Source organism: Edwardsiella ictaluri ATCC 33202, from assembly GCF_000264785.1.
In the GTDB taxonomy this organism is placed as follows: domain Bacteria; phylum Pseudomonadota; class Gammaproteobacteria; order Enterobacterales; family Enterobacteriaceae; genus Edwardsiella; species Edwardsiella ictaluri.
This window is the reverse complement of the sequence record NZ_AFJI01000081.1, coordinates 85,065-110,728: the sequence shown is the minus strand read 5'-3', so window position 1 is coordinate 110,728 and position 25,664 is coordinate 85,065. Positions and strand designations below refer to the sequence as shown.

Sequence of the window (25,664 nt, the reverse complement as noted above, 5' to 3'; positions counted from 1 at the left end):
TGTCGCTACGGAATCATTAACGCGTAGAATGATCCCTTTTTTCAAACATTAAAACTCTTTTCTCAACCAGCCATTGATCTTCTTAAACCAATTGCCAACTGAGGCACGCTTTTCGACTTCAGCCTCACCGCTCAGATGCGACTCTTTGCCGTAATGCAACAACCCAACCGCCGTGGAATAGTACGGCGCCTGGGCATAATCCGTCAGGCCGGTAATGTTCAGCGGCTGCCCGATGCGTACCTGGGTATGGAATACACGCTGAGCGCAGGCGGCAAGCCCCTCTATTTGCGCCGCGCCGCCGGTCAGGACAATGCCTGCCGCCAGATGGTGCTTCACCCCCTGCTGGCGCAGCTGTTCTTGCAGCTGTAGCAGCTCATCGTTGACCAGATTCAGCAGCTCGGCGTAGCGCGGCTCGATCACCTCGGCCAGCGTTTGGCGCTGCAGACTGCGCGGCGGACGTCCCCCCACACTCGGAACCTCAACGCTTTCATCCTTACTGACCAGCGAACCCAACGCGCAGCCGTAGCGCACTTTAATCGCTTCGGCATCCGTTGGCGGCGTGCCGAAGGCGTAGGCGATATCGCTGGTCACCACGTTACCCGCGTAGGGGATCACCTTGGTATGGCGCAGCGCACCACCGGTATAGACAGCCATGTCCATGGTACCGCCACCGATATCCACCACGCAGACGCCCAGCTCACGCTCGTCTTCCGTCAGCACCGCATAGCTGGAGGCCAGACCGGCAAAAATCAGCTGATCCACTTTCAGACCACAGCGCTCTACCGCCTTCACAATATTCTTCGCCATATCATTATGGCAGGTGATTAGGTGAACCTTGGCTTGCATCCGCACGCCGGACAGCCCCACAGGATTTTTAATCCCCTCCTGATAATCAATGGCATATTCTTGGGGAATTACATGTAAAACCCGATGTTCATCGCGAACTCGTACCGATTTTGCGGTATGCACCACATTTTCCACGTCTTCCTGGGTAACTTCTTCCTCCGAAATCGGCACCATCCCGATCTCATTCTGGCAACTGATATGCTTACCAGACAGCGCCAGATACACGGAAGATATCTGGCAATCCGCCATCAGCTCCGCCTGATCGATGGTGCGCTGCACGCATTTCACCACCGACTCCAAATCGTTAACGCCGCCCTTGTCCATGCCGCGCGACGGGCAGCTGCCCACGCCGATAATATTGACCATGCCATCGGGCAGAACCTCCCCTACCAGCGCAGCGACTTTTGCCGTACCGATCTCCAGCCCAACTACCAGTTTTCTGTCCGTCGACTTGATCATTGTTGTTTAGCCTGTGCCTGATTCTGTTGCTGATTCTGTTGCTGATTCGCACCGACCGGCGGCGTATCGATATACGCCGGCGCCCAGCCTACCGCAGCGCCACTGTCATAACGCAGATCCACATAACTGACACGCTGATGTGTAGCCTGGGCCTGCTGCTGCAGCGCAGGATAGAGTTCGTCAAAGCGGGCCAACCGCCCGGCGACATCCTCGCGCCCCAGCTCCAGGCGGATATCGTTACCCAGCCCCAGCTGCCATGAGTGACGGGCACTCATCGCCACCATCTTCAGCGTAAAGTTATCCTTCGCCAGCGTCTTGCTCATCGCGCGATAGCCCTCCAGGACATCCATTTCACTGCCCTCCGGCCCATACAGCAGCGGTAATGACCGTTTGCCGGTTCTGTCGGCCGGAACGCTGAACGACTTACCGTTGTTGTCCACCAGACGTAAATCGTTCCAGCGCGCCACGGGGACATACTCCACCACGTGGATCTTCAGCTCATTCGGCCACTGCTTACGTACGCTGGCCTGTTTAATCCACGGCAAACGCTCTATCTGCTGCTGGATCACATCCACATTCTGGGTCATAAACGTCCCCGGTGGCCCCAGCGCCAGGATCGCCTGGCGAATATCATCGTTGCGCGTAAAATGGCGCGCCCCTGTCACAACCAGCTTGGACATCGGCATCCGGCTGGCGTCTTTCATCCAATTGACTACCAGCCAGCCCCCCCAACCGATACCGGCCAGCACCAACAGCAGAAACAGCATCCCTGCCAGACGCATCCCGTTGTTGCGCCTCAGACGGGTGCGGCTACGGGGTGAACCGCTCGGTTCCCGCGAGTTCAGGGCTGCCTGAGACATATCAATCCGCTAACTCCAAAATCCGTACCACCAACGGTGAAAAACTCATCCCGGCCTGACAGGCAGCCATCGGAGTCAGACTGTGGCTACCCGGTGCAGTATTGGCCTCCAACAGGCAGAACTCACCGGAGGTATCCTGGATCACATCCACCCGCCCCCAACCGCTACAACCCAGTGCTTTATAGGCCCTGCGTACCAGCGCCACCAGCGCCTGCTCCTGTTCATCGCTCAATCCGCTGGGACAGAAGTACTCAGCCTTATCCGATAAGTACTTGACCTCATAATCATAGAACGCGTCGGCCATCTGGATACGGATCGACGGAAAAATTTCATCGCCGATGAAGGCCACGGTGTATTCTGGACCGGAAAGCCATTTTTCGATCAGGATCTCATCATCATGGCGCAGCGCCTCAACCAGCGCCGGATCGAACTCGCACGGTTCGCTGACTTTGCTCATGCCGACGCTGGAGCCCTCGCGACTGGGTTTCACGATCAGCGGCAGGCCGAGATCATTAATCTCGTGCAGCGTATCCATGGTCAGCCCTTCGTCAAACTGTTCGCGACTGATGGCGACATAGGGCACCACAGGCAGCCCGGCGGCCTGCCATACCTGCTTGGATCGCAACTTATCCATGGTCAACGCCGATGCCATCACGTCGCTGCCGGTATAGGGCAGCTGCAGAAACTCCAGCACCCCTTGCAGGCTGCCGCGGCCGTACAGAGCGATAAATACCCGTTCAAAACCGGCCTCTCGTAATTGTGTTGCAGGAAAGCGCCTTGTATCAGCCGGATAAGCATCAATACCGGCCTGTTTCAGACCATTCAGTACCGCCTGCCCCGACAGCAGCGAAACGTCGCGTTCAGCAGAGGTGCCGCCCAACAATACCGCTACTTTTTCTGCCATCGTCGTTTACTCCGTTATCGCGGACGGCTGCAGGCGGCACTCCGCCAGCACCCGCGCCACCCGGCCAATATTACCGGCGCCCTGCGTCAGAATCAGATCCCCCTCTTGCAGGAACTGCGCCAGCGTCTGCGCCAACGTCGCCGGATCCGACACCAAGACCGGATCCAGCTTACCGCGCCCGCGGATACTCCGACACAGCGAACGACTGTCTGCACCAGGGATCGGATGCTCACCGGCGGGATACACATCCAGCATCAGCAGGACATCCACCTGCGACAGTACATTGGCGAAGTCATCATACAGATCGCGGGTACGGGTAAAGCGGTGCGGCTGGAAAACCATCACTAGGCGGCGATCCGGCCAACCGGCGCGGGCAGCCTTGATGGTGGCATCAACCTCCGTCGGATGATGTCCATAGTCATCCACCAGCATCACCCTACCCGGCCTGTTGTTGACGTGTTGCAGACTAAACTCCCCCAGAAAGTCAAAGCGACGCCCGGTGCCCTGGAACCTATCCAGCGCACGCAGAATAGCCTCATCGTCAATCCCCTCTTCGCTGGCCACCGCCGCCGCCGCGGCCGCATTCAGGGCATTGTGGCGTCCCGGCGCATTCAGGGTCACCGCCAGGCGCGGACGATCCTGACGGCACAGGAAGAAGGTTCCCTGGGCGCCGCACTGGCGGTACTCCTCAATACGGACATCGGCATCCTGGCTAAAGCCATAGGTGGTCACCTGGCGCCCGACACGCGGCAGCAGCTCGCGGATCACCGGATCGTCGATGCACAACACCGCCCGACCATAGAACGGCAGGTTGTGCAGAAAGTTAATAAAGGTCTGCTTCAAGTTTTCGAAGTCACCATGATAGGTATCCATATGGTCGGCTTCGATATTGGTAACGATCGCCACCATCGGCTGCAGATGCAGGAACGAGGCATCGCTCTCATCGGCCTCGGCGATTAAGTAGCGGCTGGATCCCAGGCGGGCGTGCGTGCCGGCCGCTTTCACCAGACCGCCGTTAACAAAGGTCGGGTCCAACCCGGCCTCTGCATAAATACTGGAGACCATCGCCGTAGTGGTGGTCTTGCCATGGGTTCCGGCAATGGCGATACCGTGGCGGAAACGCATCAGCTCCGCCAGCATCTCCGCGCGACGGATCACCGGAATACGCGCCTCACGGGCGGCGATAATCTCCGGGTTATCGGCAGCGATCGCAGTTGACACAACCACGACGCTGGCATCGCGTACGTTTTCCGGGCGATGGTTAAAATAGATCTGCGCACCCAGCTCGCTCAGCTGTTGGGTCACCGCGTTGGGCGCCAAATCGGAGCCGCTGATCTGATAACCCTCGTTGGCCAACACCTCTGCAATACCGCCCATGCCAGCGCCGCCGATGCCGACAAAGTGAATGTGCCGGACACGGCGCATCTCTGGCACCATGGTACGCAGTTTAGCGAGCTGTTGAGTATTCACTGTCTTGTTCACTTTAATCCATTTTCACTGTCCGGGTCGGTCTCCCCACCCGGGTTGATATTAACGCGCTACGTTGCAGATCGCCTCGGCGACCCGCTGGGTCGCATCGGTGATCGCCGCCGCCCGGGCCTTTTCCGCCATCAATAGCAGCGTAGGGCGATCCCAGCCCGCCAGCGTCTCCACCACCGCATCGACGCTAAAATCGGGCTGTTCAATAATTCTGGCGGCACCGGTACGTGCCAGCGCCGCCGCATTCCAGTACTGCTGACGATCCTTGTGCATAAAGGGCACAAATAGCGCAGGTAAACCGGCGGCGGCGATCTCACTGACCGTCAACGCACCGGAGCGGCATACGACGACGTCGGCCCAGGCATAGGCCGCCGCCATATCGTCAATAAACTCGGTTACCTGGTGATCCTGCAGCCCCAGGCGCTGATACTCCGCCTCGACCGACGGCTGGGCCCCTTTCCCGGTCTGATGCCACAGGGTCACCTGCTCCCCGAGACGCGCCGCCACTGCGGGCAGCGTCTGGTTCAGGATCCGGGCGCCCTGGCTGCCGCCGACCACCAGCACCCGAACGGGGCCAGTGCGCCCGGCCATACGCTGCGCAGGCGCCGGCAGCGCCAGCACATCCTCACGCACCGGATTTCCCACTACCGGTGCATGAGGAAAAGCCCCGGGAAACGCCTGCAGTACCCGTTTCGCGATCTTGGACAGCCAGCGGTTGGTCAAACCGGCGATCCCATTCTGCTCGTGCAGCACTACCGGAACGCCACACATCCAGGCGGCCAGCCCACCCGGACCGGAGACATAGCCCCCCATCCCCAGTACCGCATCGGGACGATAAGCCTTAATAATTCGACGAGCCTGCAGCACCGCTCGCACAATGCGAAACGGTGCGCCAAGCAGAACCTTGATCCCTTTGCCGCGCAGGCCCGAAATCTGGATAAAATCGATCTCAATGCCGTGCTGTGGAACCAGCTGCGCCTCCATGCGATCCGCGGTACCCAGCCAGTGGATCTGCCATCCCTGCGCCTGAAGATAGTGCGCCACCGCCAACCCAGGGAACACGTGTCCTCCGGTACCGCCGGCCATGACCATCAGCCGTTTGTTACCTTGATGATTAGCCGCACCGCTCATCGTGACCCCTTAACTACCGCCTGGGCATTCGCCTGGCGGGTTTCATAATCAATGCGCAGCAAGAATACCAGCGCTGTAGACATAATAAGCAGGCTGGAGCCGCCGTAGCTTATCAACGGCAGAGTCAGCCCTTTGGTCGGCAGCATACCGGCCGCCGCACCGACGTTAACTAATGCCTGAAAGCTGAACCAGACGCCAATGGCACAGGCCAGAAAACCGGAAAAACGCTGATCAGCCTCCAGCGCGCGCCGCCCGATGGACATCGCCCGAAAAGCGACGAAGAATACCATTAACAGCGTAAGAACCACACCGAAATAGCCCAGCTCCTCGCCGAGGATGGAGAAAATAAAGTCAGTATGCGCCTCAGGCAAATACTCCAGCTTCTGAACCGAGTTTCCCAGCCCCTGTCCCCAAAACTCGCCGCGCCCAAACGCCATCAGCGACTGGGTCAGCTGGTAGCCGCTGCCAAACGGATCGGCCCACGGATTCCAGAACGACGTTACGCGTCGCATACGGTAAGGCTCGGCGATAATCAGCAGGATCACCGCAAAGATCCCCGAGCAGATGATCGCCAGGAACTGCCACAGTTTCGCCCCTGCCAGGAACAGTAGTCCCAGCGTCGTCACAAACAGTACCACCACAGTGCCCAAATCCGGCTGCGCCAGCAGTAGCACCGCCAGCACCACCATCACCCCCATCGGCTTACAGAAGCCCCAGAAGTTATTACGCACCTCATCGACCTTGCGCACCAGATAGCTTGCGAGATAGCAAAACAGCGACAGCTTAGAGAACTCCGCAGGCTGAATACGCAGTGGTCCCAGCGCGATCCAGCGCGAAGCACCGTTAACCGAACTGCCGACTACCAACACTACCAGCAGCATAGCTACTGACAGCAGCAGCATTGCATTGCTCCAGCGTTGCCAAAACTCCATAGGAATGCGCAGGGTCACCATGGCGAGGCCAAAAGCCAGCGCCAGGTAAAGCGCATCGCGCTTGGCAAACAGAAAGGGATCGTCGGCCAGGCGCTGGCCGATGGGCATCGACGCCGACGTCACCATGATAAAACCCATCGCCGCGAGCCCAAAGGTCAGCCACAGCAGCGTCCGGTCATACAGAATCACCCCTGTACTATCGGCTTCGCCTGCACCCATCACCCAGTCGCGCAGGCGCAACACACCTCCCGTCAGCGACAGGGAAAAGCGCGGCAGACGCAGATGCGGCAGGCGGGGACGAGGCAGTGCGAGACGCAAGCGCATCAGCCGAACTCCCGCGCCAGGCGGGCAAACTCATCGCCGCGCTGTTCGAAGTTTTTAAATTGATCCAAGCTGGCACAGGCTGGTGAAAGTAGCACCATATCCCCTGCACGCGTCAGCGGCGCCAAAGCACGCATCGCCTGCTCCATGGTATCAAAGCGTCGTGAAACCTCAGGTCGCAGCAGCATCAGTGGTCCGGCGTCGCGACCAAAGCAATACAGGCGGATACGATCGCCCCGCAAATAAGGCAGCAGCGGCGTAAAGTCCGCATCCTTACCATCACCGCCCAGCAGCAGGTGCAGCGTACCGTTCAGGTGGAGCCCCTTCAACGCCGCCTCAGTGCTTCCCACGTTGGTCGCTTTCGAATCGTTAATCCAGCGTACACCGCTGTGTTCCAGCACCAGCTGAAAACGGTGCGCCAGGCCACGGAACGTCGTCAGAGCCCGCAGGCTGGAAGCACGCGGCAGGCCGACAGCATCCGCCAACGCCAGCGCTGCCAGGGCATTGGTGTAATTATGGATGCCGGTGAGCTGCATCTCTTTGGTATTCAAAATCTTTTCACCGCGAACCCGCAGCCAGATCTCGCCCTGCTGGCGGTTGAGATGGTAGTCGCCCACGTCGACACCAAAGCTGACGCAGCGCGTATCGGCGCCGTGGATCGGCATGGTCAGCGCATCATCCGCGTTGACCACGCAGGCCCGGGCGTTTTCATAGATGCGTAACTTGGCCGCCCGATACTGCTGCAGTCCCAGCGGGTAGCGGTTCATGTGATCTTCGCTGACGTTCAGGATGGTCGCTGCCGCCGCCCTCAGGCTGGCAGTGGTCTCCAGCTGAAAGCTGGAGAGCTCCAGGACATACAGGCGGCACTCATGCTTCAGCAGCGACAGGGCGGGCACCCCGATATTGCCACCAACACCGACCTGCCAACCTGCGGCACAGGCCATCTCACCGACCAGCGTCGTCACGGTGCTTTTACCGTTAGAGCCGGTGATCGCCACGATCGGCACCTGTGCCTCGCGGCAAAACAGCTCGATATCGCCGACGATCTCCACGCCCGCCTGTGCCGCTTGATCCAGCGCCGGCGACGAAAGGGCAATGCCAGGACTGGCAACGATCAGATCGGCGTCCATCAGCCATGACTGTTCAATGCTTCCCAGGTGACGTTCGACGCTCGCCGGCAGCTGATCCAGCCCCGGTGGCGTTGCACGGGTGTCAATCACCCGCGGTACCACACCACGCTCCATAAAGAAATCGACGCAGGAGAGGCCCGTCAGCCCCAGCCCAATGATAACGACCCTCTTCCCCTGATAGTCAGCCATATTAACGTACCTTCAAGGTTGCCAGTCCAATAAGCACCAGCATCAACGAAATAATCCAGAAGCGCACAATGACACGCGGCTCCGGCCAGCCCTTCAGCTCGTAGTGGTGATGGATGGGCGCCATGCGGAAAATACGCTGGCCGCGCAGCTTAAAACTGCCCACCTGCAGGATCACCGACAGGGTCTCCATGACGAAAACACCGCCCATGATCACCAGCAGGAACTCCTGGCGCAGCAGCACAGCGATGGTGCCCAGCGCACCGCCCAACGCCAAGGAACCGACGTCCCCCATAAAGACCTGCGCCGGATAGGTGTTGAACCACAGAAATCCCAACCCGGCGCCAACAATAGCAGTACAGACAATCACCAGTTCACCGGCGTGACGAATGTAGGGAATATGCAGATACGCGGCAAAATTGACATTACCGGTCGCCCAGGCCACCAGTCCCATGCCCGCGGCCACGAAAACGGTCGGCATAATGGCCAGGCCATCCAGGCCATCCGTCAGGTTGACCGCATTGCTGGTACCGACGATAACGAAATAACTCAGCAGGATGTACAACAGCCCCAGCTGCGGCATGATGTCTTTAAAGAACGGAACCACCAGCTGGGTGGCTGGCGTATCCTTACCGATGCAGTACATGGTGAAAGCCACCACCAGCGCGATCACGGACTGCCAGAAATACTTCCAACGGGCGATCAGTCCATCGGTATTCTTGCGCACCACCTTACGGTAATCATCGACAAAACCCACGATGCCGTAGCCCAGCAGCACAAACAGCACACACCAGACATAAGGGTTAGAGGGATAGGCCCACATCAGAACCGAAATGGTAATCGATGTCAGGATCATCAAACCGCCCATGGTCGGTGTGCCGCGCTTGCTAAAGTGCGACTCTGGCCCGTCATTACGCACCACCTGACCAATCTGCAGCTTCTGTAGCCAGCCGATCAGGCGTGGCCCCATCCACAGTGAGATAAACAGGGCGGTCAGCAAACTGACGATGGCGCGAAACGTCAGATAGGAGAAGACGTTAAAGCCAGAAAAGTATTTGACCAAATGTTCGGCCAGCCAGACTAACATGATTGATTCTCCTGCATTTCCTGCACAGATACGCCTCGTACTACCTGCTCCATTGCGGCACTACGTGAGCCTTTTACTAGAATGGTGATTGCCGCATGCTCGCATAACAGATGCCTCAAGCGCTCAAGCAGCGCTTCCTTATCCATGAAATGTTCGCCACAACCACTGACCTCGCCGATCAGCCGACTTAGTCCGCCGACGCTCAACACCTTATCGATCCCCGCCGCGCGGGCCGCCTGACCGACGCGACGGTGGCAGGCTTCGGCCTCTGTACCCAATTCGGCCATATCGCCGACTACCATCACCCGGTAACCCGGCATATTGCCCAGAACCTCTGCGGCAGCACTCATTGAACCGACGTTGGCGTTATAGCTGTCATCCAGCAGCAGCTGTTGTTCGCCCAGACGGATGGGAAACAGCCGCCCCGGCACCGCCTGCAGCCCGGCCAGTCCTTGCTGTACCTGCGTCAGCGAAGCACCCACTGACATAGTCAGCGCCGCGGCCGCCAGGGCATTGGCGATGTTATGGCGGCCGGGCAGCGGCAGCAGCACATTACACTGTCCCACGGGGGTATGCAGAGTAAAGTGGGTTCCCGCCGCATCGCTGCGCACGGCGCTGGCGTAGAAGTCTACGCCAGCGCCCGCCTGCGGGGAAAAACGCCACACGCGCTGCTCTGTCAGCGCATGTTGCCAGCTTTCCCAATCGTTACTGTCGACATTCACGATCGCCGTTCCCTGCGGCGGCAGACCGGCAAAAATCTCACCTTTGGCCCGGGCGACCCCGGACAATGAGCCAAACCCTTCCAGGTGCGCCGCCGCCAGATTATTGACCAGCGCGCTGTGCGGACGCGTCAGCGCCACGCTATAGGCGATTTCTCCGACGTGATTGGCACCCAGCTCGATCACCGCAAAGTCATGCTGCGGCTCAAGGCGCAGCAGGGTCAGCGGCACGCCGATGTCATTATTCAGGTTACCGGCGGTGTACAGCACGTTGCCACACAGGCCGAGGATCGCCGCACTCATCTCTTTTACCGAGGTTTTGCCCGACGATCCGGTCAGCGCCACCACCCGAGCCGGAACCTGACGACGCACCCATGCACCCAGCTGTCCCAGCGCCAAACGGGTGTCCGCTACCAACAGCTGCGGTACATCCAGCGCCAGACGGCGGTTAACCAGCAACGCGCCGGCGCCCCCTTCCAGCGCCTGGGCGGCAAAGTCATGTCCGTCAAAGCTCTCGCCCTGCAGCGCGACAAACAGGCACCCCGGCGTTAGCTTACGGGTATCGGTTGTCACCGCCGTCACTGGGCCATCAGCACCAATAAGCGTCGCGCCGATGGCATCGGCGAGGGTCTGCAGCGTCGTGGCGATCATGCTACCACCCCCAGCAGACGGGCTACCGTCACCCGATCGGAATAGTCCAGACGGCGGTTGCCGACCAGCTGATAATCCTCATGCCCCTTACCGGCCACCAAGATCACATCCTGCGGGGCCGCCTGCATCACGGCGGCGGTCACCGCCTCTGCACGCCCGGGGATGGCCATCGCCAACCCCGGATCCAGCATACCGCTGAGAATTTCATTGATGATCGCCCGCGGCTCTTCACTGCGCGGGTTATCGTCTGTCACCACTACCCGGTCGGCATACTGTTCGGCAATCGCCCCCATCAGCGGACGTTTGCCCGTATCGCGATCCCCGCCGCAGCCAAATAGGCACCACAGCTGCCCCTGGCAATGCAAACGCGCAGCCAGCAGCGCTTTTTCCAACGCATCCGGCGTATGGGCATAGTCGACAACCACCGTAGGCTTAGCGGGCGCCTGAAACACCTCCATTCGCCCACAGACCGGCTGCAGCTGGACAGACGCAGCGCACAGCGCCGCCAGCGGATAGCCGAGCGCCAGCAGTGTCGCCAGCGCAACCAGCAGATTACTCACGTTAAACTCGCCCATCAGGCGACTGTTCAGCGTACCCTCTCCCCAGCTGGAGTCGAACGCAATCGTCGCGCCGCCGTCGTGATACGCCACCGAGCACGCGGCCAGCCAGCGGCCCGCCCAACCTTCGGGCAGTACACCGGTGACAGTCACCGCCACCGCATCCGGTAGCTTATCCAGCCAGAGGAGCCCCATCTCATCATCAGCATTGACGATCTTCTCACCGCTGTGATGGGTCGAGAACAGGCGCCACTTCGCCTGTGCGTAGTGCTCCATATCACCGTGGTAATCCAGGTGATCGCGGCTCAGGTTGGTAAAGGCCGACGCGGCAAACGGCAGCGCCAGCACCCGGTTTTGCACCAGACCATGGGAGGAGACCTCCATCGCTACCAGCGTTGCGCCGTCATCGGCCAGCGTGCGCAGCATGTGCTGTACGTCGACAGCTGATCCTGTGGTGTTCTCACTGGGATAAACATGCCCCAGCAGGCCATTGCCGACAGTCCCCATCACGGCGCCGGTTTCACCCAACAGCTGCGCCCACTGTGCCAACAGCTGGGTGGTCGTCGTTTTACCGTTAGTGCCGGTCACACCCACCAGACGCAGATCGGCACCCGGTTGACCGTAGAAACGCCCTGCCAGCGCAGAAAGACGCTCGTTGAGACGGTTGAGATACACTACCGGAACGCCGTGCAGCTCGCGTACGCTGCCATCTTCGGCCTCGCCCTCAGCCTCAGCGATAACGGCGGCAACGCCCTGCGCAATGGCCTGCGGAATAAAACGGCGTCCATCCGCCGCATGGCCGACAACGGCCACAAACAGATCGCCTGCAGCCGCCACGCGGCTGTCCAAAGTCATGTCCCGCAAAGCGCGCTCCGGGGCCTGTGTAACCCAAGGAGCCAAAAGCGCGCGCAAATTACGATCTGCCACCTGAACCCTCTTTTTTGTTGTTCACCAATTCGCTCTTATCACCCGTGGGCAACGCATCCGGTTCAACGTTCATGGTGCGCAGTACGCCGCCCATGATGGCGCCAAAGACCGGTGCAGATACCGCACCACCGTAATATTTCCCCGCCTGTGGATCGTTAATCACCACAACCAGGGCAAACCGGGGATTGCTGGCCGGCGCAATACCGGCTGTGTAGGCGATATATTTATTCACATAGCGCCCGTCAGGCCCAACCTTCTTGGCCGTACCGGTCTTAACGGCGACCCGGTAACCTTTTACTGCCGCTTTGACACCGCCACCTCCGGGCAGCGCCACGCTTTCCATCATGTGCACCACACTACGTACCAGCGCAACCGGGAACACCCGCTCGCCGGACACCGGCGGATCCACCTTGGTAATCGACAGTGGGCGATAAATCCCCATGCTGCCGATGGTTGCATAGACACGAGCTAACTGTAACGGCGTTACCATTAGCCCATATCCGAAAGAGAAGGTGGCCCTCTCAATGTCGGACCACCGTTGTTTTTTTGGATATATGCCACTGCTTTCCCCGACCAGCCCCAAATTGGTCGGTCTTCCGAACCCGAAGCCGGAGTAAGTCTCCACCAGCGCCGAGGACGGCATCGCTAACGCCAGCTTGGAAACACCGACGTTACTCGACTTCTGTAAAATACCGGTAATGGACAGCTCGGCGTAGCGTGCCACATCCTTAATCTCATGCCCGTTGACATAGTAAGGCAGCGTATTCAGCACGCTGCTCTCCCGCACGATGCCGCGCTGTAGGGCTGTCATCACCACCATGGGCTTCACGGTCGATCCCGGCTCAAAGATATCGGTGATAGCGCGGTTACGCATCGCCTCCTGAGGCGTGTCGGTAAGATTGTTCGGGTTATAGGAGGGGCTATTGGCCATTGCCAGCACTTCCCCGGTATTAACATCCACTAACACCGCGGTACCTGACTCGGCCTTGTTGAATGCCACCGCATTGGTCAGCTCACGATATACCAACGCCTGCAGACGCTCATCGATGCTCAGCGACAGGTTGTGAGCAGCCAGGCTATCGACCGAGGAGATATCCTCGATGACCCGGCCAAAGCGATCCTTGCGCACGGTGCGCTCCCCGGGTTGCCCGGTCAACCAGCGATCGAAGCTCTTTTCAACCCCTTCAATCCCCTGGCCATCGATATTGGTCACACCGATAATGTGAGCGGTCACTTGCCCTGCAGGATAGTAACGACGCGACTCTTGCTTCAGGTAGATCCCTGGCAGGCGAAGCTTGTGAATGTACTCGCCCATCGCCGGATTCACCTGGCGAGCTAGGTAGACAAAGCGCCCGCGGGGGTTTGTGTTAATCCGCGCGGCCATTTTATCCAACGGGATTTCCAATGCATCGGCCAGCGCCTGCCAGCGCGTGTCCAGCGTGATGCCGCCGTGCTCATTCACCTCTTTCGGGTCGGCCCAGATTGCATTCACCGGCACGCTGACCGCCAGAGGGCGCCCGGCACGATCCCTGATCATACCGCGCGCGGTCGGGATCGATTGCGTACGCAGGGAGCGGGCATCTCCCTCCCGCACCAAGTGTTCGGGGCTGATCACCTGCAGGTAGGCGGCGCGTGCCAGCAACCCAAGCAGCGCCAATAAGATACAGCCGCACAACAACGCAAAACGCCAGCTAACAAAGCTGGCCTGTTCTTCTTGACGCCGTATCTTCCCAGATCGCACTGCTTTCATTGATTCCTTGATTACCTGCCCGTCATCGGTCAATTATCTTACTGTTGGACCACAATATTTTCCTGAGAGGGATCCACGTGCTGCATCTGTAGTTTTTCCGTCGCAATGCGCTCAACGCGACTGTGATCGCCCAGCGCATTCTCCTCCAGAATCAGGTTACGCCACTCGATATCCAGTGCATCCCGCTCCAAAACCAGCTGTTCGCGCGCTGCAGTCAGCAGACGCGTTTTATGGGTCGTCGTCGTCACCAACAGCGCGGAGATCAACACGGCGATAAACAGCAGCACCGGCAATTTACCATGACGCAGCAGATCGCCACCGATGATGGAAATCAGCGAATGGCGCTCATTGCCAATCATCTCGCGATCCTTTCCGCCACCCGCAGCACCGAGCTACGCGCCCGGGGGTTATCGACCACCTCGCGCTCACCCGGCATCCGTTTCCCCAACGCCTTCAACTGTGGACCACCCTGCGCCTGCAGTTGCGCCTCCGTCAGCGGCAGCCCTTTGGGCACCTGAGGTCCACGGCTGTACTGGCGAATAAAGCGTTTAACCAAGCGATCCTCCAGCGAATGGAAGCTGATCACCGACAGGCGTCCCTGAGGCGCCAGCGCGACCAGCGCGCCCTCCAGCGCTCGCTCAATCTCATCCAGTTCGCTGTTGATGTAAATGCGAATGGCCTGAAAACTGCGTGTTGCCGGATGCTTATGTTTTTCTTTAAACGGGCTGGCATCGCTAATCAATGCTGCCAACTCACGGGTACGGCTCAGTGGCTCCGTGCGGTTTCGCTCCACGATGGCGCGGGCGATACGCTTGGCGAAGCGCTCCTCACCGAAGGTCTTCAGCACCCAGGCGATATCATCCTCTTCTGCCTGCATCAGCCACTGTGCGGCAGAGAGACCGCGTGACGGGTCCATACGCATATCCAGCGGCCCATCACGCATAAAAGAAAACCCCCGCTCGGGATCGTCGAGCTGGGGCGAAGAGACGCCCAGATCGAGCAATATGCCATCAATCCTGCTGCTCAGCCCCATCTCTTGCACATAGTCTGCCAGCGCCGAAAACGGCCCATGGATGATGGAGAAGCGCGGATCGTCAATCTGCGCGGCGGCAGCAATGGCCTGCGGATCGCGATCGATGGCAATAAGGCGTCCCTCCGCTCCCAACTGGGAGAGAATGAGACGGGAATGACCACCGCGACCAAAGGTGCCATCAATGTAAATACCGTCACTGCGCAGATTAAGGCCTGCTACCGCCTCATCAAGCAACACGGTTTTGTGTTGAAAATTTTCAGACATGACTATAACGACAAATCCTGTAAACGCTCGGAGGGGATCTCCGTTGCGGACTGTTCAGCCTCAATATCTTCCCTGACCTGTTGATACCAGGTCTCTTCATCCCACAGTTCAAACTTATTGAACTGGCCCACCAGCATCACTTGTTTATGGAGCCCCGCATGCTGCCGCAGCGTTGCAGTAATCAGCAGGCGTCCTGCACCGTCCATCTGACATTCGCTGGCATGACCCAGCAGCAGACGCTGAACCCGACGTTCGGCAGGATTCATACTCGACAGACGGGATAACTTCTGTTCGATCACTTCCCACTGTGACAGAGGATAAAGCAGCAGACAGGGGTGATGGAGATCGATGGTACATACCATGTGACCTTGCGCTTCCTCAATCAATAAGTCCCGGTAGCGGATAGGCACCGCCAGACGTCCCTTACTGTCGAGATTGATGTTTGTTGCGCCTCGAAACATGCCGGAGTGACTCCTTGATGCCCCACATCACCACTTTACCCCACAAATTCCCACACTAAGAAGTTTACGGAGGGGAGGAAAACCTTGTCAAGCCAGAGCGGGCGCGGTTTGGCAATATTTTTATCGATGCAGGGTTTTAACAAAATAGGCAAGAGAATTCCGGGTGCTAAAGGTAGAAATTAACACCATGATAAATTAGAGGAAATTTAAACATTCCATACAAAATAACAGAAAAGCCACCAGCACAACCAAATGTTAAAACTTACTCACTTTTTGCAATATAGCTCTCATTTCAACCAACACGAATGCAAATAGATCATCTGCAAACGACTATAACAACAGAATAATCTGCCTAAAAACCTCAAGAAGAGTAATTATAAATACTTATAAGTTTCAATTGGTTAAATTCTAACATGAATGACATGTTTTATTGGCACAGATTTCATATTGTTTTATGCGAAATAATAATGTCTTTCTCAGCCAAATATTTTTCTAAATTTTTCAGCCCTTTTCCCGTGGATTAATAAAATAACGTCGGGATATCGACTGTATTCCCTATTTTAACTTACACCGTTTTACTAAAAACAGAATTTACGTAAAAAGCATACTGGCGCTACTTTTAGGCAATAGCGCTATTTTTCTAAGACTATTCCTAAAATATTTTGAAAAATAAGACAATCCTCTTTCTCAGCTCGACAAACCTTCGCGCTGAGAAATGTGGATTCGGAGTGTTCCACCTTAAGTTACCGAAAAATTCGACGCCATATAATATCAAAAATTAAGTGATAAGTCTGAAGTCACCTAATAAATATAGCGAAAAGAACCAGAATCTAACCGTGCTTCAAAACTTTTCATTAACAGTAAGAAGTGGATACAAAGCTCACCCCTTTAAACAATTCCAGTCAATGCCCCGTATCCAAAGATAAAAAAGCCGGGTTCCCCCGGCTTTTTACCTTATTTACTGCCGGCTTAGACGCCCACGCTGCAACAAAATTCGCCGCATCCGGCTTAACCCCGGTTTCGGTTTTCTCGGCTCATCCAGACTGGCCAATACCAGCTCCAGCACCCGTTCGGCAATATCACGGTGCCGCTGGCCGACAGACAGCACCGGGCAGTCCAAGAAATCCAACAGTTCATTATCACCAAAGGTCGCTACGGCCAGATCGCTCGGCAGATGACCGTACTTTTTCAACGTGACATCCAGTACCCCTTGCAGCAGTGGAAAGGAGGTGGTAAATAACGCCTGCGGCATCTCATTATGCTGCAGCCACTGGCTAAACGCCGCCGCCGCCACCTCCCGCTCATAGCTGTTCGTATACAGATAACTTACCGGGCGCTCGTCCCCCTGCCACGCCTTGCGGAACCCCTGCTCACGCAGGAAGCTAACGGAGAGCTCCGGCAGCGCCCCCAGATACAGGACCGACTGGGCCGGGAAGCGCCGCAGTTCGGCAGCCAACATCTCGGCATCGTCCATATCGGCGCCTACCACGCTGATAAAGTGCTCCGGATCGAGCGCACGATCCAGCGCGATAATCGGCAACGGATCGTTGGCCCAACGCTGGTAAAAAGGGTGCTCCGGCGGCAGCGCCGTCGATACAATAATCGCATCGACCTGACGCTGCAACAGATGCTCGATACAACGCATCTCGTTGTCCGGCTGATCCTCAGAACAGGCGATCAACAGCTGATAGCCGCGCTGGCGCGCCTGGCGCTCCAGATAGTTAGCGATACGGGTATAGCTGGTATTCTCCAGATCCGGGATCACCAGACCGATGGAGCGGGTTCGCCCCGCACGCAGCCCAGCGGCCACTGCGTTAGGATGGTAGTTGTGCTCGCGTACGACAGCCATCACTTTCTCAACTGTCTTATCGCTGACGCGGTACTGCTTGGCTTTACCGTTGATCACATAGCTGGCGGTAGTCCGCGAGACACCTGCAAGACGCGCGATTTCATCCAGTTTCACATTATCCTCCTTACAGGCAATCGCTTTACAATGACAGCCAATACTTCGGCCTGGCTGTCTAGGCTATATAGTGCGATCTAAGCGCATAAACAGCGATGGAGCAACCGATTTAGCTGAAAGGGGTCAGCAAAAACGGAAAAATAAGAGACCCGGCACATAGCCGGGCCCTTACGCGGTCACACCGCATACACTCAATGTCTGTCAGCGCATTATTTTATCTCCACGGGCTACACCGACCACCCCCGAACGCACGACCTCAACAATTTCAGCAACCTCGCGAACCGCCGCCAAAAAGGCATCCAGCTTATCGCTGGTACCGGCCAGCTGCACCGTATACAGCGATGCCGTCACATCGACTATCTGCCCACGGAAAATATCGGTGCTGCGCTTGACCTCCTCCCGCCCGTAACCGCTGGCACGCAGCTTGACCAGCATGATCTCGCGCTCCACATGTGCCCCGGATACCAGCTCGCTGACGCGCAGAACATCCACCAGCTTGTGCAGCTGCTTCTCTATCTGCTCCAACACCTTGGCATCGCCTTTGGTCTGGATCGTCATCCGCGATAGCGTGGCGTCCTCCGTCGGTGCCACCGTCAAACTCTCAATATTGTAACCACGCTGGGAAAACAGCCCCACAACCCGCGACAGCGCGCCGGATTCATTTTCCAGTAACACCGATAAAATCCGCCGCATGATCAGCTCCTCTGGGTTTTACTCAGCCACATTTCATCCATTGCCCCGCCGCGGATCTGCATCGGATACACATGCTCCTCCTCATCTACCGTCACGTCGACAAACACCAGCCGGTCACGGATACTCAATGCCTCACGCAGCTTCACTTCCAACTCATCGACGCTGCGAATGGCGATACCGACGTGACCGTACGCCTCAGCCAGCCGCACAAAATCCGGTAGGGACTGCATATAGGAGTGAGAGTGGCGCCCGGCATAAATAATATCCTGCCACTGCTTCACCATACCCAAAAACCGGTTGTTCAGGTTGACCACCACAATGGAAAGATCGTACTGCAGCGCCGTCGACAGCTCTTGGATATTCATCTGAATGCTGCCATCGCCGGTGATGCACAGCACCGTGGCCTGCGGCAGCGCCAGGCGTACGCCAAGCGCAGCGGGCAAGCCGAAACCCATGGTGCCGAGCCCGCCGGAGTTTATCCAGTGGCGCGGACGGTCGAAGCCGTAATAGAGCGCGGCAAACATCTGATGCTGACCGACGTCGGAGGTCACATAGGCCTCGCCTCCCGTCAGGCGGTGCAAGGTTTCGATCACCAGCTGTGGTTTGATCCGCTGACCGTCACTGATGTAGCGCAAACACTGGCGATCACGCCAGACCTCAATACGCTGCCACCAGTCGCGCAGGCTATCAAAATCCTGCCGAGAATCACCCTGCCCCAGCAGGGAGAGCAGCACCCCCAAAACGTCGCCGGCGTCGCCGACGATGGGTATATCAGCCGTGACATTCTTGGAGATCGAGCTGGGATCGATATCGATATGCACCACCGTTGCATCGGGACAATACTTTGCCAGATTGTTAGTGGTACGATCGTCAAAGCGGACACCAACAGCAAAAATGACATCGGCATTGTGCATCGCCATATTGGCTTCATAGGTGCCGTGCATCCCCAGCATCCCCAGGCTCTGTGGGTGTGATGCAGGAAAGGCGCCCAGCCCCATCAGCGAGGTGGTCACCGGCAGATTAAGCTGCTGCGCCAGCGCACGCAGCGCCTCATGGCAGCCCGCACCAATCACCCCGCCCCCGGCATAGATCACCGGACGCCGGGCGGCCAGTAATACTTGCAGACCTCGTTTAATCTGTCCCCTGTGCCCCTGACAGGTCGGATTATAGGAACGCATGCTCACCTGCTGCGGATAGGCATACGGGTATTTCTGCGCGGGATTAAGGATATCTTTGGGAAGATCAACCACCACAGGTCCGGGACGGCCGCTGCTGGCCAGGTAAAAGGCCTTCTTCAGTACGCAGGGAATATCTTCGGTCTGCTTCACCAGGAAGCTGTGCTTGACCACCGGACGGGAGATCCCCACCATGTCGCACTCCTGAAAAGCATCATTACCGATCAGCGAAGTGGGTACCTGCCCCGACAGCACCACCAATGGGACGGAGTCCATATAGGCTGTCGCGATACCGGTAATGGCGTTGGTCGCCCCCGGACCGGAGGTCACCAGAACGACACCCACCTGCCCGGTGGCCCGCGCATAGCCGTCAGCCATGTGTACCGCCCCCTGCTCATGCCGAACCAGAATATGCTCAATCCCTCCAACCGTATGCAGGGCGTCATAAATATCCAGCACGGTACCGCCCGGGTAGCCAAAAAGGTGTTTGACGCCCTGATCGATCAGCGATCGCACCACCATCTCGGCGCCTGATAACATCTCCATAGACTTTACCTCCTTATGTATGGCTCCACCAAGGCGGCGCAGGGCCGCACGGTACGGCAGGATGTCGCCCGCTGTCTGGTTACATTAACGTCACTTCTCCAATGGAGCAAACCTCCGGAGGGGAGAAAAAAGCACTGAGGTAGAGAGAAAACTGCGGTTGGCAATATCTGGCGGATAAAAAACTGAAAGCTAGCCGAAGCGTCACCAGCTTATGATTGGAAGCAGGAAAAATTCAGAGGTTAATCATGAGCACTACGCCTGCAGGCGCTTCAGGCACGCTCAACGCGGCGCACGAAAAAACGCGCCCCGCGCCAGGTAAGCCCTATCGTTCCAGATACATGGACTCTATCTCCTGATGATAGCGGCTCAGGATAATCTTACGGCGCAGCTTCAGCGTTGGCGTCAGTTCACCCAGCTCCATAGAGAACGCCTGCGGCAGCAGCGTGAAGCGCTTGACCTGCTCAAACTTGGCCAGCTCCTTTTGCATCTCCGTCAAACGCTGCTCAAACAGCGCAACGATATGGCTATGGCGCAGCAGATCCAGACGATCGTGATACTTGAGGTTAATAGAGCGCGCATACTCTTCCAGCGAGTCGAAGCAGGGAACGATCAACGCAGAAACAAACTTACGCGCATCGGCAATCACTGCCACCTGCTTGATAAAACGATCGCGTGCCAGCGTCCCCTCCACCAGCTGGGGGGCAATGTACTTACCGTTGGAGGTCTTCATCAGATCCTTCAGCCGCTCGGTAATAAACAGGTGTCCCTGCGCATCCAGCGCACCGGCGTCACCGGTCTTCAGCCATCCGTCTGCGGTAAAGGTCTGTGCTGTCTCCTGCGGCTTATTGAAATAGCCACGCATCACGATAGGCCCGCGCACCTGGATCTCATTCGACTCACCGATGCGCACCTCGACCCCGGGCAAGGGGCGGCCAATAGACCCAAAGCGGAAGCCCTGCTCTTCCCAGCAGGAGACCGTCGCGCAGGTCTCCGTCATGCCATAGCCATACTTGATGTTCAACCCCAGCGCCTGAAAAAACAGGATCACATGGTCATCCAGTTTGGCACCGGCCGCCGGTAAGAAGCGTACCCGGCCACCTAAAATCGCACGCAACTTAGAGAGCACCAGCCGATCGGCCAAACGGTGCATCGCCGTCATCAGACGCCCCTGGGAACGCCCCACTCGCTCGTTCAAAAAACGCTGCTTGCCGCACCACAGCGCCCAGTGGAACAGCTGGCGACGCAGCCATGGCGCCTGGGCGACCCTAGCCTGTACCGCGCTGAAAATCTTTTCATAAAAACGGGGAACCGCGCACATCATGGTCGGACGCACCGCCTGCATCGCTTCGCGCACCAGGTTGGTGTCGTGCAGATAGACGTTTTGCGCACCGCTGTGCATCACATAAAAGCTCCAGGCACGCTCAAACACATGGGAGAGCGGCAGAAAGCATAGAGAGACGTCCTGTTCACTGACGTTCAGGCGGGCATCGTGCAGATACAGCTGAGCGGCCAGATTTCGGTAGTCCAGCATCACCCCTTTTGGCTCACCGGTGGTGCCGGAGGTATAGATAAGCGTAAACAGATCGTCTAGGGAAGCCTCATCGATACGCTGTGCCAGCTGTGCCAGCCGTGCGAGACTGGCGCTATCGCCGTCGTGCGCGAACCCGTGAAGGTGACAGGCAATCGCACAGCCGCGCAGATCGATACCATCCGACAGCGCAATGATACGGGTCAACTGCGGACAGCTATCGCGCAGAGCCAACGCGGCGTCATACTGAGCCTGACCGTCGACAAACAGGATGCGAACGCTGGCATCATTGAGGATATAGGCTGCCTGAGCCGCCGTATTGGTCGCATAGACCGGCACCGTGACCGCCCGCAGATGCAGGATCGCCAGATCGGCCAGCGACCAGGCCACAGAGTTATGGGCAAAGATGGCCACCCGCTCCTGTACCTCTACGCCCAGCGCCAGCAGCGCACAGGCCAGCCGGGAAACCTGCTCCCCGATCTCATGCCAGCAGTACACGACATCCGCCGTCGGCGACCAGTCGCGCAGCGCCACGCGGCTAGGTGAATTGGCAATCTGTCCCTGAATACGAGTTACCAGATGGTAATTATCTAACGCTTTGATCATTCGTCCATTCATCGTAAGAACGCGGTATATGCCGCGACATTTGCCCACCCGCACACCCATTTTCAGCGTACAGCTGTGCACTAATTTCGCGCGCAGTCTACCGTTTCCTGTGCATGAATCAATCGTTATTGAGAGGAAAAGTGTGCGCTACCGTATATTTTCACTATATTCTCACCCGCCAACCCTTTGAACAGACCATCGGACGAGTGAAATAATCCCCTGCATAATCGGACATCGGCAGCTATAACAGCTGCCGCCTCGCCTTAACGTCCCTGCTGGGCAAACTCACTCAGCTGCTGACGCAGCCATACGTGGGCGCTATCACGCTCAGAGGCCCGATGCCAGTTGAAAAAACAGGTCCGCCGACTCTCCAGATCCAGCAGCGTTACGGCCCGAAGCTGCAAGTAGGCGGCATATTGTTCCACCATCCAGCGCGGCGCGATGGCAACCATATCAGTTTTAGAGACCATGCTTAATACGCTGCTTAAGTCCGTACCCTGATAGGCTATTTGGCGGATCAGATCCGAATGGGCATAAAAAAAGCGGCTAACGCTGGAAAACTGATTAATACTGACCACCGCATGAGACTCCAACAATAGTCCGCGCAGTGAGCACGTATCACCGATACGCGGATGCTGTCCGGCGACCGCCAGTACAAACTCATCATCAAACAGCGCTTCACAACAAAACTCATCGCCGCTGATATCCTGATAGTCGATAAGAAAATCGCTTTCCTGATAGCGTAACTTCCGCGTTATATGTTCGTTGACCAGTGAGTCGAAGCTCACCTGAACATGTAGCGCATACTGCTTTATCTGCTGTAACAGCTTCGCTGTCAGCAATATATCCAGTGGGCTGGTAATCGCAATATTAAATACTCGCTCGCTGCTTTCCGGTTTAAATCGGGCTCCAGGCAACTCATTGCGCACAATCTGCAGCGCCTGGCGTACCGGCCCAAACAGCTGATAGGCACGATTGGTCGGGCGAATACCGCGCCCATAGCGCATAAACAGCTCATCGTTAAACATCAGTTTTAAACGCGCCACCGCATTGCTCACCGCTGGCTGCGTCATATTCAGAGATCGTGCCGCACGGGTAATACTCTGCACCTGCATTACGGCATCAAAGACCGTCAGCAGGTTAAGATCGACGTTGCGCAGGTTATTTTCCGCGCTGCTTTGGGACTCCGCCGGTATCATCGGATGTTCATGCCGTTCTGTCATTATAACCTCCCTGCGTGTTTAGCCTGATCCTGTCAGCGTTGACAGTCGGTAAATACATTCTCTAAAATTATCAAAAACAAAAATTCATTATATAAATTTATAAATATAGATTCGTGACATAAAAGAAATAGGCACAATGCCTTACAGCATAAATATTTTACAGATTAATAATGTAGCTGTGCTTAATTTTTAAAGAAGTTATATTAAATATTTAAAAATAATAATATAAGCCAATCCCATTCTTTTAAACACCCATCACTCAACTTACCCTTTTCGGGGTAGTTAAAAACCTCAAGCAATAGATAATATTAATTTAGACAATTTATTCAATATATACTATCGAGCTGCAGCGCTGATTGCTACCACGCTATACGTCATTGCCTGTTGACAAACTAAAAACTATCCAGTATCACTTTATAACCAACGGTGATTATATGACGGATACGCCCATGATGTTCATACGCCAGAACCTACTACTTATTATTCTCGCAGAGGCACTGCGCGGATGGCGTATGGGTGGAGGTTACCGCTAGAATTCACCCACAGACTCCACAAGCCCGCGCAATAGCGCGGGTTTTTTTTTAGCAAAATACCGCGCAGCGCATCACACAGGGAACGACGCCGAGGAATGGAACGATGAAGCAACAGGTAATTATTTTCGATACAACGCTGCGCGACGGAGAGCAGGCCCTGCAGGCCAGCCTGAGCGTGAAGGAAAAACTGCAGATAGCCCTGGCACTGGAGCGTATGGGCGTCGATGTGATGGAGGTGGGGTTCCCCATCTCCTCCCCCGGCGACTTCGCTTCGGTACGCGCCATTGCCCAACGGGTAAAGCAGAGCCGGGTGTGTGCGCTGGCCCGCTGTGTCGATGCCGATATCGATGCCGCGGCCGAGGCGCTACGCGCGGCCGACGCCTTCCGCATTCACACCTTTCTGGCCACCTCCACCCTGCATCTGGAGTCCAAGCTGCGCCGCTCATTCGATGACGCCATCGCGATGGCCCGACACGCGATTCTGCGCGCCCGCCGCTACACCGACGACGTCGAATTCTCCTGCGAAGATGCCGGACGCACCCCCATCGATAACCTGTGCCGCATCGTCGAAGCCGCCATCGACGCCGGCGCCAAGACCGTCAACATTCCGGATACGGTGGGCTATACCACCCCTTATCAGTTCGGCGGCATTATCCACACCCTGTTTGAACGGGTGCCCAATATCGATAAGGCCGTTATCTCCGTACACTGCCACGATGACCTGGGTATGGCCTGCGCCAACTCAATCAGCGCCATCCAGTCCGGGGCACGCCAGGTGGAAGGAACCCTGAACGGCATCGGCGAACGCGCCGGTAACTGTGCGCTGGAGGAGGTGATCATGGCGATCCGTACCCGCCAGGATCTGCTGCGGGTGCACACCGGCATTCGCCACCAGGAGATCTACCGCACCAGCCAGCTGGTCAGTCAGCTGTGCAATATGCCGATACCGGCCAATAAGGCGGTGGTCGGCGCCAATGCCTTTGCCCACTCCTCGGGGATTCACCAGGACGGGGTGCTGAAAAACCGTGAAAACTACGAAATCATGACGCCGGAGTCCATCGGCCTGCCGCAGACACAGCTGAACCTGACCTCCCGCTCCGGGCGCGCCGCGGTTAAACACCGCATGGAGGAGATGGGCTACTGCGAGGGCAACGACTTTGATCTGGAGCGTCTGTACCAGGCCTTTTTACGCCTGGCCGATAAAAAAGGTCAGGTGTTTGACTACGACCTGGAGGCGCTGGCCTTTATCGATCGCCAGCAGGAAGAGGCGGACCATTTCCGTCTGGAATACTTCAGCGTACAGTCCGGCAGCAGCGTCATGGCCACCGCTTCCGTGCGACTGATCTGCGGGGCTGAAACCCGTGCCGAGGCCGCGACCGGCAACGGACCGGTCGACGCGGTCTATCAGGCCATCAGTCGCATCACCGACATCTCGGTCGATATCGTGAAGTATCAGCTATCGGCCAAAGGACAGGGGCGTGATGCCCTGGGTCAGGTGGACATCGTCGCCGAACATCAAGGCCGACGTTTTCACGGCGTGGGACTGACGACCGATATCGTCGAGTCTTCCGCCCAGGCGCTGATCCATGTGCTGAACCATATCTGGCGCGCCCGTCAGGTCGAGCAGGAACGCCAGCGGCTGCACTCGCCCGTTCCGTCAATATCAACGTCATCTACCCATTAAAGGAAGCCCTGTTACT

20 protein-coding genes are annotated in these 25,664 nt (G+C 57.3%); 1 reads left to right on the top strand and 19 read right to left on the bottom strand.

What is annotated here, in order from left to right; genetic code table 11:
* Nucleotides 1-48: 48 nt before the first annotated feature.
* From ftsA to leuO, 19 genes are all read right to left on the bottom strand, one after another.
* Nucleotides 49-1,305 carry a cell division protein FtsA gene (gene ftsA / locus EIEH_RS12225; RefSeq protein ID WP_035609711.1) on the bottom strand — a complete coding sequence of 419 codons (1,257 nt, stop codon included), beginning with the start codon at nt 1,303-1,305 and terminating at the stop codon, nt 49-51.
* Entirely contained in the window at nt 1,302-2,165 is an 864-nt protein-coding gene (gene ftsQ / locus EIEH_RS12220) for a cell division protein FtsQ (RefSeq protein ID WP_035609708.1), read from the bottom strand. The genes ftsA and ftsQ overlap by 4 nt, the downstream gene beginning before the upstream one ends.
* Nucleotide 2,166: 1 nt before the next feature.
* Nucleotides 2,167-3,069, bottom strand: a complete 903-nt coding sequence (locus EIEH_RS12215; protein ID WP_015870152.1) for a D-alanine--D-alanine ligase — start codon at nt 3,067-3,069, stop codon at nt 2,167-2,169.
* 6 nt (nt 3,070-3,075) lie between these two features.
* Complete coding sequence (gene murC / locus EIEH_RS12210; protein WP_015870151.1) at nt 3,076-4,539, bottom strand: UDP-N-acetylmuramate--L-alanine ligase; 1,464 nt, start codon at nt 4,537-4,539, stop codon at nt 3,076-3,078.
* 60 nt (nt 4,540-4,599) lie between these two features.
* Nucleotides 4,600-5,679 carry an undecaprenyldiphospho-muramoylpentapeptide beta-N-acetylglucosaminyltransferase gene (gene murG, locus EIEH_RS12205; RefSeq protein WP_035609702.1) on the bottom strand — a complete coding sequence of 360 codons (1,080 nt, stop codon included), beginning with the start codon at nt 5,677-5,679 and terminating at the stop codon, nt 4,600-4,602.
* Nucleotides 5,676-6,935, bottom strand: a complete 1,260-nt coding sequence (gene ftsW / locus EIEH_RS12200; RefSeq protein ID WP_015870149.1) for a cell division protein FtsW — start codon at nt 6,933-6,935, stop codon at nt 5,676-5,678. Before ftsW ends, murG begins: the two co-directional genes overlap by 4 nt.
* Nucleotides 6,935-8,251: a UDP-N-acetylmuramoyl-L-alanine--D-glutamate ligase gene (gene murD, locus EIEH_RS12195; protein ID WP_015870148.1), complete on the bottom strand. Its 1,317-nt coding sequence runs from the start codon at nt 8,249-8,251 to the stop codon at nt 6,935-6,937. Before murD ends, ftsW begins: the two co-directional genes overlap by 1 nt.
* A 1-nt stretch (nt 8,252) precedes the next feature.
* Nucleotides 8,253-9,335: a phospho-N-acetylmuramoyl-pentapeptide-transferase gene (gene mraY, locus EIEH_RS12190; protein ID WP_015870147.1), complete on the bottom strand. Its 1,083-nt coding sequence runs from the start codon at nt 9,333-9,335 to the stop codon at nt 8,253-8,255.
* A complete protein-coding gene (gene murF, locus EIEH_RS12185) occupies nt 9,329-10,705 on the bottom strand; it encodes a UDP-N-acetylmuramoyl-tripeptide--D-alanyl-D-alanine ligase (protein ID WP_015870146.1) in 1,377 nt (458 codons plus the stop codon). Before murF ends, mraY begins: the two co-directional genes overlap by 7 nt.
* Nucleotides 10,702-12,189 (bottom strand): UDP-N-acetylmuramoyl-L-alanyl-D-glutamate--2,6-diaminopimelate ligase, encoded by a 1,488-nt coding sequence (gene murE / locus EIEH_RS12180; RefSeq protein ID WP_015870145.1) that lies wholly within the window; start codon nt 12,187-12,189, stop codon nt 10,702-10,704. Before murE ends, murF begins: the two co-directional genes overlap by 4 nt.
* On the bottom strand, nt 12,176-13,939 hold the full coding sequence (locus EIEH_RS12175) for a peptidoglycan glycosyltransferase FtsI (RefSeq protein ID WP_015870144.1): 1,764 nt from the start codon (nt 13,937-13,939) through the stop codon (nt 12,176-12,178). Before EIEH_RS12175 ends, murE begins: the two co-directional genes overlap by 14 nt.
* A 38-nt stretch (nt 13,940-13,977) precedes the next feature.
* Entirely contained in the window at nt 13,978-14,298 is a 321-nt protein-coding gene (gene ftsL / locus EIEH_RS12170) for a cell division protein FtsL (RefSeq protein WP_015870143.1), read from the bottom strand.
* A complete protein-coding gene (gene rsmH, locus EIEH_RS12165; RefSeq protein WP_015870142.1) occupies nt 14,295-15,236 on the bottom strand; it encodes a 16S rRNA (cytosine(1402)-N(4))-methyltransferase RsmH in 942 nt (313 codons plus the stop codon). Before rsmH ends, ftsL begins: the two co-directional genes overlap by 4 nt.
* Before the next feature lie 2 nt (nt 15,237-15,238).
* On the bottom strand, nt 15,239-15,697 hold the full coding sequence (mraZ, locus tag EIEH_RS12160) for a division/cell wall cluster transcriptional repressor MraZ (protein WP_015870141.1): 459 nt from the start codon (nt 15,695-15,697) through the stop codon (nt 15,239-15,241).
* A gap of 958 nt (nt 15,698-16,655) precedes the next feature.
* On the bottom strand, nt 16,656-17,660 hold the full coding sequence (gene cra / locus EIEH_RS12155) for a catabolite repressor/activator (RefSeq protein ID WP_015870139.1): 1,005 nt from the start codon (nt 17,658-17,660) through the stop codon (nt 16,656-16,658).
* Nucleotides 17,661-17,861: 201 nt separating this feature from the next.
* Nucleotides 17,862-18,353, bottom strand: coding sequence for an acetolactate synthase small subunit (gene ilvN, locus EIEH_RS12150; protein WP_015870138.1), 492 nt, complete (start codon nt 18,351-18,353; stop codon nt 17,862-17,864).
* Between the two features lie 2 nt (nt 18,354-18,355).
* The gene (ilvI, locus tag EIEH_RS12145; RefSeq protein ID WP_015870137.1) at nt 18,356-20,074 is read right to left on the bottom strand and encodes an acetolactate synthase 3 large subunit; all 1,719 of its coding nucleotides are present in this window, start codon (nt 20,072-20,074) and stop codon (nt 18,356-18,358) included.
* Between the two features lie 322 nt (nt 20,075-20,396).
* On the bottom strand, nt 20,397-22,208 hold the full coding sequence (locus EIEH_RS12140) for an AMP-dependent synthetase/ligase (RefSeq protein WP_015870136.1): 1,812 nt from the start codon (nt 22,206-22,208) through the stop codon (nt 20,397-20,399).
* Between the two features lie 263 nt (nt 22,209-22,471).
* Nucleotides 22,472-23,431, bottom strand: a complete 960-nt coding sequence (gene leuO, locus EIEH_RS12135; protein ID WP_015870135.1) for a transcriptional regulator LeuO — start codon at nt 23,429-23,431, stop codon at nt 22,472-22,474.
* A 636-nt stretch (nt 23,432-24,067) separates the two neighbouring features.
* Here leuO and leuA point away from each other — a divergent pair.
* Nucleotides 24,068-25,648: a 2-isopropylmalate synthase gene (gene leuA / locus EIEH_RS12130; RefSeq protein ID WP_015870134.1), complete on the top strand. Its 1,581-nt coding sequence runs from the start codon at nt 24,068-24,070 to the stop codon at nt 25,646-25,648.
* Nucleotides 25,649-25,664 lie beyond the last annotated feature (16 nt).

Bases quoted from the DNA above. Each gene is read 5' to 3' on its own strand.
- mraZ (WP_015870141.1), bottom strand. From the start codon at position 15,697: ATGTTTCGAGGCGCAACAAACATCAATCTCGACAGTAAGGGACGTCTG.
- murG (WP_035609702.1), bottom strand. From the start codon at position 5,679: ATGAGCGGTGCGGCTAATCATCAAGGTAACAAACGGCTGATGGTCATG.
- rsmH (WP_015870142.1), bottom strand. From the start codon at position 15,236: ATGTCTGAAAATTTTCAACACAAAACCGTGTTGCTTGATGAGGCGGTA.
- ilvI (WP_015870137.1), bottom strand. From the start codon at position 20,074: ATGGAGATGTTATCAGGCGCCGAGATGGTGGTGCGATCGCTGATCGAT.
- mraY (WP_015870147.1), bottom strand. From the start codon at position 9,335: ATGTTAGTCTGGCTGGCCGAACATTTGGTCAAATACTTTTCTGGCTTT.
- leuO (WP_015870135.1), bottom strand. From the start codon at position 23,431: ATGACAGAACGGCATGAACATCCGATGATACCGGCGGAGTCCCAAAGC.
- leuA (WP_015870134.1), top strand. From the start codon at position 24,068: ATGAAGCAACAGGTAATTATTTTCGATACAACGCTGCGCGACGGAGAG.
- EIEH_RS12175 (WP_015870144.1), bottom strand. From the start codon at position 13,939: ATGAAAGCAGTGCGATCTGGGAAGATACGGCGTCAAGAAGAACAGGCC.
- ilvN (WP_015870138.1), bottom strand. From the start codon at position 18,353: ATGCGGCGGATTTTATCGGTGTTACTGGAAAATGAATCCGGCGCGCTG.
- ftsA (WP_035609711.1), bottom strand. From the start codon at position 1,305: ATGATCAAGTCGACGGACAGAAAACTGGTAGTTGGGCTGGAGATCGGT.
- EIEH_RS12140 (WP_015870136.1), bottom strand. From the start codon at position 22,208: ATGATCAAAGCGTTAGATAATTACCATCTGGTAACTCGTATTCAGGGA.
- ftsW (WP_015870149.1), bottom strand. From the start codon at position 6,935: ATGCGCTTGCGTCTCGCACTGCCTCGTCCCCGCCTGCCGCATCTGCGT.
- EIEH_RS12215 (WP_015870152.1), bottom strand. From the start codon at position 3,069: ATGGCAGAAAAAGTAGCGGTATTGTTGGGCGGCACCTCTGCTGAACGC.
- murD (WP_015870148.1), bottom strand. From the start codon at position 8,251: ATGGCTGACTATCAGGGGAAGAGGGTCGTTATCATTGGGCTGGGGCTG.
- ftsQ (WP_035609708.1), bottom strand. From the start codon at position 2,165: ATGTCTCAGGCAGCCCTGAACTCGCGGGAACCGAGCGGTTCACCCCGT.
- ftsL (WP_015870143.1), bottom strand. From the start codon at position 14,298: ATGATTGGCAATGAGCGCCATTCGCTGATTTCCATCATCGGTGGCGAT.
- murF (WP_015870146.1), bottom strand. From the start codon at position 10,705: ATGATCGCCACGACGCTGCAGACCCTCGCCGATGCCATCGGCGCGACG.